At 38.8% G+C, this 12,457-nt stretch carries 16 protein-coding genes; 13 read left to right on the top strand and 3 right to left on the bottom strand.

What is annotated here, in order from left to right:
- Positions 1–70: 70 nt before the first annotated feature.
- A complete protein-coding gene (locus H5S41_RS09150; protein ID WP_182603066.1) occupies positions 71–937 on the bottom strand; it encodes a LysR family transcriptional regulator in 867 nt (288 codons plus the stop codon).
- A gap of 123 nt (positions 938–1,060) precedes the next feature.
- On the opposite strand from H5S41_RS09150, the gene H5S41_RS09145 reads away from it, so the two are divergent.
- Positions 1,061–1,942: an aldo/keto reductase gene (locus tag H5S41_RS09145; protein WP_182603065.1), complete on the top strand. Its 882-nt coding sequence runs from the start codon at positions 1,061–1,063 to the stop codon at positions 1,940–1,942.
- A 14-nt stretch (positions 1,943–1,956) separates the two neighbouring features.
- Entirely contained in the window at positions 1,957–2,820 is an 864-nt protein-coding gene (locus H5S41_RS09140) for an aldo/keto reductase (protein ID WP_182603064.1), read from the top strand.
- Positions 2,821–2,851: 31 nt separating this feature from the next.
- Here H5S41_RS09140 and H5S41_RS09135 read toward each other — a convergent pair whose 3' ends face one another.
- Positions 2,852–3,643 carry a Cof-type HAD-IIB family hydrolase gene (locus tag H5S41_RS09135; RefSeq protein ID WP_182603063.1) on the bottom strand — a complete coding sequence of 264 codons (792 nt, stop codon included), beginning with the start codon at positions 3,641–3,643 and terminating at the stop codon, positions 2,852–2,854.
- 142 nt (positions 3,644–3,785) lie between these two features.
- On the opposite strand from H5S41_RS09135, the gene H5S41_RS09130 reads away from it, so the two are divergent.
- From H5S41_RS09130 to H5S41_RS09085, 10 genes are all read left to right on the top strand, one after another.
- Positions 3,786–4,232 (top strand): MerR family transcriptional regulator, encoded by a 447-nt coding sequence (locus H5S41_RS09130; protein ID WP_182603062.1) that lies wholly within the window; start codon positions 3,786–3,788, stop codon positions 4,230–4,232.
- A gap of 83 nt (positions 4,233–4,315) precedes the next feature.
- A complete protein-coding gene (locus H5S41_RS09125) occupies positions 4,316–4,801 on the top strand; it encodes a flavodoxin (RefSeq protein ID WP_182603061.1) in 486 nt (161 codons plus the stop codon).
- Positions 4,802–4,983: 182 nt separating this feature from the next.
- Complete coding sequence (locus H5S41_RS09120; RefSeq protein WP_182603205.1) at positions 4,984–5,490, top strand: DapH/DapD/GlmU-related protein; 507 nt, start codon at positions 4,984–4,986, stop codon at positions 5,488–5,490.
- Positions 5,491–6,348, top strand: coding sequence for an alpha/beta hydrolase (locus tag H5S41_RS09115; protein ID WP_182603060.1), 858 nt, complete (start codon positions 5,491–5,493; stop codon positions 6,346–6,348).
- A 106-nt stretch (positions 6,349–6,454) separates the two neighbouring features.
- On the top strand, positions 6,455–6,994 hold the full coding sequence (locus tag H5S41_RS09110; protein ID WP_182603059.1) for a phenolic acid decarboxylase: 540 nt from the start codon (positions 6,455–6,457) through the stop codon (positions 6,992–6,994).
- A gap of 43 nt (positions 6,995–7,037) precedes the next feature.
- Positions 7,038–7,583, top strand: a complete 546-nt coding sequence (locus tag H5S41_RS09105) for a PadR family transcriptional regulator (RefSeq protein ID WP_182603058.1) — start codon at positions 7,038–7,040, stop codon at positions 7,581–7,583.
- A 2-nt stretch (positions 7,584–7,585) separates the two neighbouring features.
- The gene (locus H5S41_RS09100; protein WP_182603204.1) at positions 7,586–8,185 is read left to right on the top strand and encodes an NAD(P)H-binding protein; all 600 of its coding nucleotides are present in this window, start codon (positions 7,586–7,588) and stop codon (positions 8,183–8,185) included.
- A gap of 99 nt (positions 8,186–8,284) precedes the next feature.
- Positions 8,285–9,286, top strand: coding sequence for a DUF1002 domain-containing protein (locus H5S41_RS09095; protein ID WP_182603057.1), 1,002 nt, complete (start codon positions 8,285–8,287; stop codon positions 9,284–9,286).
- Positions 9,287–9,307: 21 nt separating this feature from the next.
- Positions 9,308–9,709 carry a phosphate-starvation-inducible protein PsiE gene (gene psiE, locus H5S41_RS09090; RefSeq protein WP_163705114.1) on the top strand — a complete coding sequence of 134 codons (402 nt, stop codon included), beginning with the start codon at positions 9,308–9,310 and terminating at the stop codon, positions 9,707–9,709.
- 150 nt (positions 9,710–9,859) lie between these two features.
- The gene (locus H5S41_RS09085; protein ID WP_182603056.1) at positions 9,860–10,663 is read left to right on the top strand and encodes an SDR family NAD(P)-dependent oxidoreductase; all 804 of its coding nucleotides are present in this window, start codon (positions 9,860–9,862) and stop codon (positions 10,661–10,663) included.
- An 87-nt stretch (positions 10,664–10,750) separates the two neighbouring features.
- On the opposite strand, the gene H5S41_RS09080 is transcribed toward H5S41_RS09085, so the two are convergent.
- Positions 10,751–11,740 carry an asparaginase gene (locus H5S41_RS09080; protein WP_182603055.1) on the bottom strand — a complete coding sequence of 330 codons (990 nt, stop codon included), beginning with the start codon at positions 11,738–11,740 and terminating at the stop codon, positions 10,751–10,753.
- Positions 11,741–11,839: 99 nt separating this feature from the next.
- Between H5S41_RS09080 and H5S41_RS09075 the strand changes: the two genes are divergently transcribed.
- On the top strand, positions 11,840–12,454 hold the full coding sequence (locus tag H5S41_RS09075) for a DUF7679 family protein (protein WP_182603054.1): 615 nt from the start codon (positions 11,840–11,842) through the stop codon (positions 12,452–12,454).
- Positions 12,455–12,457 lie beyond the last annotated feature (3 nt).

Raw genomic sequence — 12,457 nt, 5'->3', positions numbered from 1 at the left:
ACTTTAATTAGATTATCGATGAATATGAAAATAATTTTACACTTTTGAAAAATGGACATCATGTATAGCTTTATAATTTTTTAGGCCAAACGCTAACCAATTTTTTCGTCAATGGAGCAATCGTACTTCGTTGGCTTTTTAAATAAGCAGCATAAAAAGTCATGGTAGCTGCTTCATCAGTTATCGGAATCATGACACTGTCATAAGTATTATAGACTTCATTTGGATTAGTGATATTGGTAGTAAAAAACGGGAAGTTGGTGTACTTGGTTAATTCTTGCATTGAATCGTACTCAGCCTGGTAAAGAAATTTCGCGTTAGGAATATGATCTTGAATGATTTGTTTCCACGGACCGATTTCATTGAGCACAACAAAGCTGAGACCAGCCAATTCTTTAAAGCTAACTTGGCGTTGGTTAGCAAGGTACATGAATTGATCCAAATTAACATAAAGATGTTCTGGACCAAAGTAGCGGGATTCAATTAAATCAGTTTGAATTTCTTGACTAGTAATCACGAGTGAATACTGGTGATTTAAAAGTCCAGCTTCAACTTGATCATTTGGAAGTAAGCGGTGTTCAATTTCAATATTCATGTTTAATTGCTGTTGTTCTCGAGTCAAAACGATCTGCGGTCCTGGGGCTACACTGGCGATTTTCAAGACTTGTTGGTTACGTGCATAGTTCTTTATTTCAGTAACAAATTGTTGGTTAGCCTGGAGAAGGGTACTAGCTTTTTCAGCTGCCAATTCTCCAGTTTTGGTTAATGTAATGCGATTCGGTTGCCGATCAAATAATGGCACGCCTAATTCACCTTCTAACTTTTGCATCCCTCGCGTGATAGTGGGCTGAGTAACATTTAATTCGGATGCTGTCCTTGCGAGGGTTTTATATTTAGCAAAGGTTACGAGTTCCTCTAGTAGGTAGTTATCAATCATTATTATTCCTCCGCTTAGCATACATTTAGCGTATACTAACATACCTTTTAAGTAATTTTCAATTCGTTGTTATACGGTTATGATATAGGCAATCACAAAAGCAAACGAAAGGAAGTTATTCTGATGTCAGATAGTGTTCCAACAGTAAAACTAAATAACGGTGTCGAAATGCCAACGCTTGGTTTTGGAGTTTTCCAAGTTCCTGATTTATCCCAAGCAGAAAAAGCAGTTTCCGAAGCGATTGAAACAGGTTACCGCTTAATTGATACTGCCGCTGCTTACCAAAATGAAGAGGCGGTTGGCAAGGCAATTAAGAACAGTTCAGTTAACCGTGACGATATCTTTGTTACTTCTAAATTATGGGTTTCTGACTTTAACTACGAACGGGCTAAGAAGGGAATTGATACTTCTTTGCAAAAGCTTGGTCTCGACTACATGGACCTTTACCTGCTTCACCAGCCATACGGTGACACGATGGGCGCTTGGCGAGCATTAGAAGAAGCGCAAAAAGAAGGCAAGATTCGAGTAATTGGTGTTTCTAACTTCTACGCTGACCAGTTGCAAGACTTAATACTGACAATGCCAGTTAAGCCAGCTGTTAACCAAATCGAAGTTAACCCGTGGTACCAACAAGATGATGAAGTAAAGTTTGCACAAAGCCAAGATGTTCGGGTTGAAGCCTGGGCACCATTTGCAGAAGGTAAGCATAACATCTTTACTAACGAAACCATTGCCGAAATTGCTGCAAAGTATGGCAAGAGCAATGGTCAAGTAATTCTGCGCTGGCTCTTACAACGCGGCATCACGGTAATTCCAAAGTCCGTGCACCAAAAGCGGATGGCGGAAAATATTGATGTCTTTGACTTTGAACTTTCTGATGACGATATGAAGAAGATGGCTAACCTGGATAAGAATGAAAGTCAATTCTTTGACCACCGTGATCCTGTGACGATTGAGCAAATTTTTGGTTCGAGTCTGAAGCAAGTGCAAAATAGTGAAAAATAAGGGGGACATATTTAATGACTAATATTCCAACATTCAAACTTAACGATGGTAATGAAATTCCTTCATTTGGCTTTGGAACCTTTCAAATTCCAGCTGATGGAACCACCTACCAAGCAGTTAAAGACGCCTTGGCCGCTGGTTACCGTCACATTGATACCGCCACGGCCTACTTTAACGAACAAGAAGTTGGCAAAGCAATTAAGGACAGTGGAATTCCACGAGACCAGATCTGGGTAACTTCTAAGCTCTGGCTCCAAGACTACGCTTATGAAGATGCTAAGAAGGCTATTGATCTTTCATTGCAGAAGCTTGGCTTGGACTACATGGATATGTACTTGATTCACCAACCATATGGCAAGGTCGATGAAGCCTGGAAGGCACTGGAAGAAGCACAAAAGGCTGGTAAGATTCGTTCAATTGGTGTTTCTAACATGACACCGAAGATTTGGAATAAGTTTGTTCCGAACTTTGATGTAATGCCAGCAGTTAACCAAGTTGAATTTAACCCTTACTTCCAACAAACAGCGATTCGGAAGATCATGGCAGAAAAAGGGGTTGCCTTAGAAGCCTGGGCACCACTTGGTCAAGGCAATGCTGATTTATTAAAAGAACCGGTAATTACCAAGATGGTCAAAAAATACGGGAAGGATGCCGGACAAATTATTCTCCGTTTTGAACATCAAGAAGGTATTATCGTCTTTCCAAAGTCAGTTCATGAAGCTCGGATCAAGAGCAACATGGAAATCTTTGACTTTGAATTAAACTCTGCTGAAATGGATCAAATGCGGGCTTTAGATAAAGGTAAAGGGATGCACGATCCAGATGCACCGGGCGTTGAAGAAATGCTTAGTCAATATGATGTGCATGCTAATGATTAATAGCTAAGAGTAGGCTGTGATGCCTGCTTTTTTATTTAAGAATATCAATTATGGTACGTAACACCGCTTGATCATCATTAGTTCCAATCGTATGAGTAGCTGCTTCCTTAACGTTTGTCGGTGCGTTTCCCATGGCGTAACTGGTGCCAGCAAGATCAAACATCTCAAGGTCATTTTCACCATCGCCAAAAACTACTAAATCGGTTGGTGAAATTTGCCAACGATTGAGTAACTTTTTTAGCCCGTATGATTTGTCCATTTCTGGAATGATTAAGTCAATTGCGCCATTACCACTAGCGGTTGCACGGATAATTCCTGCAAACTTGGTGTTAATATTATGTGCGATTGTCCGCATGTTTGTTGGTGGGACGACTAGGGCAAATTTAAATATCTTATCATTGAGGGACGAAAAATCTTTAACGACCTTGGTACGCGTATAGAAGCGGTGAAGACCCTGCTTGAATTTTTCAGGCATGGAATCTTTAACATAGGCAAATTGGCGACCACAAACAACGTAGTAAGTATCGGGAACCGCATCAACATAGGCGATAATGTCTCTAACATCATTTATCTTTAACTGACCACAGGCAATTTCTTCTTCTTGGTCAACCGTTAGAACACCATTTTCAGCGACAAAGGCGATTTGGTTGGCAATCTCTGGAAAAAGTGACCGGAGAAAGTAATATTGGTCACCACTAGCAACAATAAACTTAGCATTTCGCTGTTGCATTAGCTGAAAGGCAGTATTGAATAGCTGGTGGTCATACGTCCGTTTAGTTGTCAGAAATGTACCGTCAATGTCGGTGGCAATTGCACGAATCATAAAGTATCCTCCATATAAGTATTTTGAGTTTATTTTAAAATTAGCCCTGTAAAAAAAGCAAGGCGGTAAATGGTTGAAACTCGGAATTAGCGCGATATAATAACCAAAAATTAAAGTTAACTTTAAGTGGAGGAGAATACAAATGCTAGAGACAGAAAAAGTGTACTCAATTGGTGAAGTTTCAAAGATAACCGGACTTCCTAGTTCGACGATTCGTTACTATGATAGCCTAGAATTTTTACCTTATTTACAAAAAAGTTCTCGCGGAATCCGCAAGTTTACTCAAAGGGATATTGATACAATTCGGGTGATTGAATGCTTGAAAAAGACTGGTTTAACGCTTAAAGAAATTCAAGATTATACGCGACTAATCGCTCAAGGTGATGATTCAATTGTTGAACGCCAGAAATTATTTCACGCAATTCGGCAAAGACTGCTTAATAAAATGAAAGAAATGCAAAAGAACCTACAAATTTTAGATTTTAAATGTGCATATTATGACCAAGCAGTTAAAGATGGGACGGAAAAGAATGTTTTAGAGTCAATGTCGCTTATGGAAGTGTTTTCAAAAATCGAAAATGAAAATTAATTTTAGCGCTTGACTTAAAGTATACTTTAAGCCTTATACTAACCATATTCTTAAGGAACAAAATGATAAAGGAGAGATTTTATATGGCAAAAACCCTTGTTTTATATTACTCTGCAACAAACACAACTAAGAAAATTGCAGAAAAAGTTGCCCAAAAATTAGATGCCGATATTGCGGAAATTCATGCTGCTCAGCCATATACTGCCGCAGACCTCGATTGGCATGATTCAACTAGTCGGACTTCAATCGAGCAGCACGATCACAATAGCCGAGTAGCTGTTAAAGAGGATTTTCCTGATATCACTGCCTACGATAATATCGTGATTGGACACCCGATCTGGTGGGCAATTCCGCCACGGATGATTGCTGATTTAATTGATAAGCTTGATTTAAACGGCAAGAACTTAGCACTGTTTGCTACTTCTGGCGGAACGAATTATGATCGTTCGCAAAGCTTTATTGAACGAGCAATCAAAGAAAATAATTATGATACTAAGGTTAATCGAGGAGCCGTGTTAAATAATGCTGGGCAAATCGATTCATGGGTAGATAATCTTAGCTTGGCATAATTTATTAGCTACTGATTAGGACGCTCTTCGGATCAGTAGCTATATTTATAGTCTTACCATTCGTTTTGATTATAGTTCACTATAAAATATAAGTATTTAACATTCTTACCGTGAGTAGTTATGATGAATATAACAAATCAATAAGGTGAGGGATGTCAATGCAACGCGCAGATCTTAAATAGATAAAGGAAATTACTGAAACCGCTTTAAAAAGCCAAGACCTTCTTCAACAATTGAATAGCAGGGCGGCAAGTCAAAGAGAAATTCGCCAAGTGATCGGTGATATTACTGGTCAACAAATTGATGATTCGGTTGAAATCCGATTACCAATCCGAAGTGACTATGGTGCTAATTTAAGAATTGGAAAAGGCGTCTTTATCAATAGCGGTGTAATGTTTACTGACCTTGGCGGGATTACATTAGCTGATAACGTTTTAATTGGACCGAATGCAACGATTATTTCAGTAAATCACCCGCTAGATCCGCAGAGAAGGCATGAGGTTGAGATGAAGCCGGTGCTGATTGATGAAAATGCCTGGTTAGGTGCTAATTCAACGATCTTACCTGGTGTAACAGTTGGCAAGAATGCCGTTGTTGCAGCAGGAGCGGTTGTGACGAAAGATGTTCCTGCTAATGCGGTTGTGGCAGGAGTACCAGCAAAAATAATTAAGGAAATTGGAGAGAAATAAATGCAAAAAAGTTTGAAATTACTTTTTACTTTAGTAATAGCACTGTTAGGGGTAGGAGGATTCACCGCTAGTGCCCATGCAGTCACCCACTATGTTCAATTGCCCACCCCAACAATCTTTGTCCATGGCTGGGGTAGTAGTTCACACGCGGAAGAAAAGATGGCGAATGCTGCTCGTGACGCAGGAGTTACTAAAACAATTGTCCGAGCAAATGTTGATAAGAAAGGGAATGTTACCTTTAATCACCAAATTCCAGCTAATGCAGTCAACCCGATTGTTGAAGTGAATTTAGAAGATAATAAATTGGCTGGTTACCAGGATGATTATACTCAAGGGTATCGTCACGGTGGGACTTATGTAAAAAATGTAGTAGTTGCTTTGCAAAAACAACATCATTATAAGCGGATTAACTTAGTTGGTCATTCAATGGGAAACTTAGAGATTATTAACTACATTAATGATAATGTGAATAATAAAAATTTGCCTAAGGTCGCCCACTTAGTCGCAATTGCCGGTCATTATAATGGGTTAGTTGGGGAGCGTGAAGCTGAGGCTAAAATAGATGCGCAAACAGGTGAACCGGAGCAACAGGATTCCGCATATCGCGGATTATTAGGATTGCGCCAAACATTTCCTAAGAATACCGCGGTTCTAAATATTTATGGTGATGTTGGTGATGGCAGTCATTCTGATGAAGATGTGCCAGTCAATTCTGCTAAATCATTGAAATACCTTGTTGCTGGCCGGGCTAAGTCTTATCAGGAAATCGAAATCCATGGTAAAAATGCTCAACACAGTAAATTACATAATAATAACCAAGTAAATAAAGCACTAATTAAGTTCTTATGGGAAAAATAAGTTAGTAAAGCGAAAGAGAAATATCAAAAATTTCTCTTTTTTGTTTGACTTTGTGTCGATAACGACATAAAATAAAATCGTTGATGAAGATGAAAGGATGATAAAAATGACAGAAAAGAAGTTTAAGACTCTCGATGACTTTTTAGGAACCCACTTTATTTATACTTACGATAATGGCTGGGAGTATGAATGGTACGCAAAAAATGATCATACAGTTGATTACCGAATTCATGGTGGTATGGTTGCAGGTCGCTGGGTTAAAGACCAAGAAGCTAACATTGTTATGTTGACAGAAGGAATTTATAAGGTAGCATGGACGAAGCCGACAGGAACAGATGTTGCCCTTGATTTTGTACCAAATGAAAAGAAGCTTAATGGGACGATTTTCTTCCCTGCTTGGGTGAAACAGCATCCTGAAATTACGGTAACATTTCAAAATGAACATATTGACCGAATGCATGAAGCACGAGAAAAATATGATACATATCCTAAATTAGTAGTGCCTGAGTTTGCTCATATTACTTATATCGGGGATGCTGGTCAAAATAATGAAGATGTTATTTCAGAAGCACCTTATGATGGAATTACAGATGATATTCGCGAAGGTCGGTATTTTGATGAAAACTATCGGCGGATTAATAAATAAATTAGTATAATATAGGGAAGAATTAATGTTTGGAGGACTAATAATGCCAAAAAAACGAGTTCTTCCTTTTATTATTTTAGGGATTATTAATGGCCAGCCTAAGATAACTGGTCGTGAAGTTACAGCGGAATTTAGTACTGAAATTGGTGATTTTTGGAAAGCATCGCACAGTCAGATTTATCCTGAATTGAGAAGAATGGTAAATGATGGGTGGATTAAAGTTTCAACGAATAGTGATAATGCCAAGGAAAAGTATTACGAAATAACCGCAGCCGGTAAAAAGACGCTAGACGATTGGCTAAACCAATTAGTTACAGAGCTGCCGGTACATGAAGACCTTTTTTCGCTAAAATTATTTTTTATTAAAGATATGAATGATAAGCGGATTCCTGAACTAATTTCCCAACAATTGGTACTATTAAAGAAAGAACTTAATTATTTAGGTCACCGTCGCCAAAAACTTTTTACTGATGATACGATGATCCAAAATAATTATGGTCACTACTTAATCCTGATGCGTGCAATATCACGTACACAGGGTCAGATTCAGTGGTTGGAGGAAGTACAAAAACAGTTGGAGGAGAAATAATGATGAAAAACATCTTGATTCTCGGAGCAACTGGGACTCTTGGAAGCGCGGTTCGCCAAAAATTCTTAAAAAATACTGATTATCATTTAACGCTATTTGCCCGTTCCGCAAATCAAATTGATCCGCACCCCCAGGAAAATATAATCGCAGGCAACGTAATGAATGCTGCTGATCTTGATAAAGCAATGATTAATCAGGATGCAGTTTTTGTAGCTCTTCGTGGTCCTTTAGGAGTGTATGCCGAGCAAGTAATTGCCGCAATGAATCGTAATCATGTTTCACGGCTAATTTTTATTACTTCAATGGGAATTTATAATGAGATTCCAAATTCAATCGGGACAGCTAACAACTTGGAGCATAAGCCAGCTTTAATTCCTTATCGTCAGGCAGCTGATGCAATTGAAGCTTCTGATCTTAACTATACGATTATTCGTCCCGGTTGGTTTATGCGCGGACCGATTAATTATGTAATAACACAGAAAGGGCAGCCGTTTGGCGGTCAATATGCAACGATAAGTTCGATTGCTGATTTAGTGCTGCGACTAGTTAAGGACGATCGATTATACTCCCGAAATAGCATTGGAATAAACACGCCGAATTAATCATTAAACTGTTCTAAAGATGTTAGTAAATTACTAGTATTTTTAGGACAATTTTTTTATTATTAAAATAGCTTATTTCGTGAAAAAAGGAGAACATACATGCACTCGAAAAAGTTAACAAAGATATTGCTTGCGTCAACGCTAGCATTTTCACTATTAGCTGTTCCGGTTACGCAGACTAGTGTATTAGCAGCTGAAACTACAAATAGTGAAAGTTCAAGTAGTAATAGCACTCAAACGCATACACTTAATAAGTCATATGTTGTATATGGTGCAGGAGCTGCAGATAAGAGTGAACTGGATAACGTTTTAGCAGTTGACGATAATTTTACTAACCTGACAGCAACGGCAAGCGACTATCAGAAGTACATCAGTCCTAACGGGTCAACTACTAATGCTGCAATGGTTAGTTCAGTGGCAATTGTTCCGACCGATCCAGGTTCTGGAATAAAGGTTAATGTCAAAAAGTTTAATGGCGAGGATAATATCACTAAAGTCACCGCCCAGCAATACGCAATGGTTGCCCAGATGGCAGGAGTAACTGATGTAACAATTACCGTTAGTGCTAATCGTGCTGTGTCTGGTGAATCGGCGTTGACAGGAGTTTATAAAGCAATTGCGGCTGATGGGGTTGGCCTTAATGAGCAGAACACGCAATCAGCTAACCAAATGCTAACTGCTACAAATAGTGCGATTGAGGCAAATAAAGATGATAGCAAGTACCCTGGTAAATTAATGGCGGCGGTTGGTGATACGACAAAAGAAATTAACCAGCAAAAGAAACAGGGGAATACCCCAACGCAAAATGATATTCAGACAACATTTAATCAAAAACTAGAAGCTCGTAATATTTATAATGAAACCAAGAATTATGAGCAGCCAATTATTAATGCTTTAGTTCAGTTTAATAATTCACCAATCAGTTCCAGTAAAGACTATAGTTCACACGTTACTGATACTATTAATAATGTGAAGAATTCATCTGGCGACATGATGAATAAAGCTAAGAAATTTTTGAATTCTAAAGATGGTCAGGCTATTCAACAAGAGGCCCAATCTTGGTGGACACGGTTGGTTAACTGGGTTCGTAGTTGGTTCTAGTTAGGTTGATGGAGAATCAAAGTGGAAAAGTTTAATCAGTTTATTGTTAAATTTAGTCGTTTTTTGCAATTACTGACAATTATTGCGATGGCCCTATTGGGTATTTGTTTGAGCGTTGTATTATTTATTGAATTATTCAACCTCAGCACGCAGTTATTTACTTTAAACCTGGCGAATGTTTATTTTAAAATCCTCGATGATGTAATTGTTTTCTTCCTATTCTTTGAGTTTATAGCAATGATTATTTCAGCGCTTAAACATAATGGTCATATTTCCGTTAACTTTTTGATGAGTTTAGGAGTTACAGCTTTATTGCGGGGGCTAATTGCAACGCATGGTGATCCGGTTGAAATTGTCTTGTATGCTTTAGCCATTCTACTGCTAATTATTGGAATGGTTATCCTTAACCGTTTTATCAAATAAATCGAAAACTGGGAATAAAACTTGTTCTCAGTTTTTTTAATTATATTGTTAAAAATTAAATATAATGCATTATCCTTAAGTTTTGAAAACGAATTCAATATAATAAAAATGTAAGCAGTTATAAATTTATTAATTAAGGAAGGTGCAGATATGAGCGATTTAACAGGAAAAGTTGCAATTGTAACGGCATGTAGCCGCGGAATTGGTTTTGCGATTGTTAAAAAGTTTGTTGAAGATGGTGCGATTGTTTACATGGCAGTTCGTGATAGTGATAAAGACATTAATTTGACTAATAAGCTGCATGCAGAAAATGATCGCTATCGGCGGGTGGTTTACAATGCGATTGACTTTAGTTCATACAAGCCAATGGTCGATGAAGTAGTTAAAGACGCTGGTCGAATTGATATCCTGGTTAATAATTTTGGAACAACTGATATTGCGCATGATTTGACGCTGACAACTGGCGATCCAGAAAAGTTCTTTGCGATTATTAAGGAAAATATTGGTAGTGTCTACTACGGTACACGTTACGCTGTTGAGCAGATGATGAAACAAAAAACTGGTGGAAGTATTGTTAATATTTCTTCGGTTGCCGGAACAACACCGGATGTCTCGCGTCTAGCTTATACGACCTCCAAAGCGGCGATTGATTCATTAACACGAAATATTGCTGTTCAATATGCCCGTCAACAGATTCGTTGTAACGCAGTCTTACCTGGAATGGTTGATACTGATGCTATTAAGAATCTATCCAAGGACTTTATGGAAACATTCTTAAATAATGTTCCGCTTGGCAAATTTGTTGAGCCTGAAGACATTGCTAATGCGGTTGCGTTTCTCGCAAGTGACGAGTCACGCAATATCACTGGAGAATTAGTCCCTGTTTGTGGCGGATTTGGTTTACCAACACCAATTTATAGTGATGTTATTAGTGGTAAGATCAAGCAGAATTAATATAAAGTGAATAATAAGAGTCCTCTAGCAGCAACCATTTTTATGGGGCACTAGAGGACTTTCTTGTTATATTATTAAAATTTAAGGTTAGTCGAGGGTAACTTCGCCCGCAACATCCATATCAAAGAAATTAGTAATGGCTTTAACGTCCATCCCCTGACCTAACCCCCACATTAATTTGGCAATCGCACTTTCAGAGGTCATATCCCGAGCACTAATAGCTCCCTCAAGCAATGCTAGCCGTCCGACTTCATACTTGGTCAGATCGCTGCGCTCGTAAAGACACTGGCTGGTCGTGATGATTGGAATTCCGTTGCGAATAAGTTCGCCAACGGCAGCTACCATATTACGACGGATTGAGGTCATTCCACCCAATCCATAGGCCTCAATAACAATACCATGACAACCGTTTTTAGCCATAGCATGGAGGAGGGCAGGATCAAAGCCGGGGAAAAGTTTTACGAGTGAAACGTGGGTGTCAATCTTTGTATTTAACTGACATTCGCCAGATTGAGGCACGCGGTGGTCTTTTAAGGAAAAACCATCAGAGGTTACTTCGCCCACTGGTGGGACATTAACGCTTTCAAAGGCATCAAAAGCGGTTGTCCGGACCTTCACACTTCGGCAGCCGCGCATCACTTTGCGGTTAAAGGCGATATAGACACCAGGGGCACAATTTGCGGCCGCTGTGAAAGCTAGCCGTAAATTATCAGGCGCGTCACTAAGAATCACATTCATTGGTACCTGGCTTCCGGTTAAGACTACGGGGATGTTAAGGTGTTGAAGCATAAACGTCAACATCGATGCAGTGTAAGCCATCGTGTCTGTACCATGCGAAACAACGATTCCATCATAATCGTTTCGATGATCATAGATCGCCTCAGCAATAATTTTCCATTCTTCCGGTTGAATATTTGAAGAATCTAATTCTAAAATATCGCGGACAGTAATATCATATTCAAGTCGGCCAAGCATCTTGATTAATTCTTCACCAGATTCGCCGGGAGCAAGTCCCTCATCTGACACAACTGACGCAATTGTGCCACCGGTGGAGAGAAGTAATAATTTTTTAGTCATTTTAGTCACCATGATTCAATTTTTGTTATTATTTTAAATTGTAGTTTTTATAAACACAAGCAATTTAACGTGGCATTATCATGGAAAAGGGGAAAGTTAATGAGAGAGCCGGATACACGGAATTGGTCATTTTCAAAGCGGGCTTTGTATCATCAAGAAATAAAGCCAAAAGTGAAAAGACGAAAAAGGTCCCACGACTCTAACCAATGGTATTATTGGGTGCAAGTACAATTTATGGATGGCAAGATGGGAAATTATCAATTAGCCCGTGATCTTCAACAGCCCTTGGATCAGCATCGTCGTCACCATCCTGGGGAGTGGCGAGATATTTTACTAGGGGCGTTAATAAATGTACCAGTTTCGCACTATCATGAGGGAAAAGCAAAAATAAAACCAGCGATGGTTATTAGAATTTTAATTCTGCCAGTCCGAACTAGTAATCCGCGGTGGATAACAAGGAGTCAGTTTATTAAGCCACATTATTCACAGGTTAAGTGGTTTTTTAATAAGGTCCAATTATCACGGGAAATAAGTTTTCTTACGCATGATTTTCAACCGCAAAACCAACAACGGATAAAAGCAATTCTTACACAATATCGCCAGCAAAAGGTAAAACAGGTGCGTCAACAGGTATGGCGCCACATTTTAATCGCTGGGACTAGCTTAGTGTTAATAGTAGGGGCTATTATTTTGGCTGTTGAGTTAATAATTTAATTA

The organism is Limosilactobacillus albertensis (assembly GCF_014145555.1).
GTDB lineage: Bacteria > Bacillota > Bacilli > Lactobacillales > Lactobacillaceae > Limosilactobacillus > Limosilactobacillus albertensis.
The sequence above is the reverse complement of the archived record's forward strand: the minus strand, read 5'-3'. Positions and strand labels throughout refer to the sequence as shown.

Coding starts and splice junctions, on each gene's coding strand:
- H5S41_RS09150 (WP_182603066.1), bottom strand. CDS start 937: ATGATTGATAACTACCTACTAGAGGAACTCGTAACCTTTGCTAAATAT.
- H5S41_RS09145 (WP_182603065.1), top strand. CDS start 1,061: ATGTCAGATAGTGTTCCAACAGTAAAACTAAATAACGGTGTCGAAATG.
- H5S41_RS09140 (WP_182603064.1), top strand. CDS start 1,957: ATGACTAATATTCCAACATTCAAACTTAACGATGGTAATGAAATTCCT.
- H5S41_RS09135 (WP_182603063.1), bottom strand. CDS start 3,643: ATGATTCGTGCAATTGCCACCGACATTGACGGTACATTTCTGACAACT.
- H5S41_RS09130 (WP_182603062.1), top strand. CDS start 3,786: ATGCTAGAGACAGAAAAAGTGTACTCAATTGGTGAAGTTTCAAAGATA.
- H5S41_RS09125 (WP_182603061.1), top strand. CDS start 4,316: ATGGCAAAAACCCTTGTTTTATATTACTCTGCAACAAACACAACTAAG.
- H5S41_RS09115 (WP_182603060.1), top strand. CDS start 5,491: ATGCAAAAAAGTTTGAAATTACTTTTTACTTTAGTAATAGCACTGTTA.
- H5S41_RS09110 (WP_182603059.1), top strand. CDS start 6,455: ATGACAGAAAAGAAGTTTAAGACTCTCGATGACTTTTTAGGAACCCAC.
- H5S41_RS09105 (WP_182603058.1), top strand. CDS start 7,038: ATGCCAAAAAAACGAGTTCTTCCTTTTATTATTTTAGGGATTATTAAT.
- H5S41_RS09100 (WP_182603204.1), top strand. CDS start 7,586: ATGAAAAACATCTTGATTCTCGGAGCAACTGGGACTCTTGGAAGCGCG.
- H5S41_RS09095 (WP_182603057.1), top strand. CDS start 8,285: ATGCACTCGAAAAAGTTAACAAAGATATTGCTTGCGTCAACGCTAGCA.
- H5S41_RS09085 (WP_182603056.1), top strand. CDS start 9,860: ATGAGCGATTTAACAGGAAAAGTTGCAATTGTAACGGCATGTAGCCGC.
- H5S41_RS09080 (WP_182603055.1), bottom strand. CDS start 11,740: ATGACTAAAAAATTATTACTTCTCTCCACCGGTGGCACAATTGCGTCA.
- H5S41_RS09075 (WP_182603054.1), top strand. CDS start 11,840: ATGAGAGAGCCGGATACACGGAATTGGTCATTTTCAAAGCGGGCTTTG.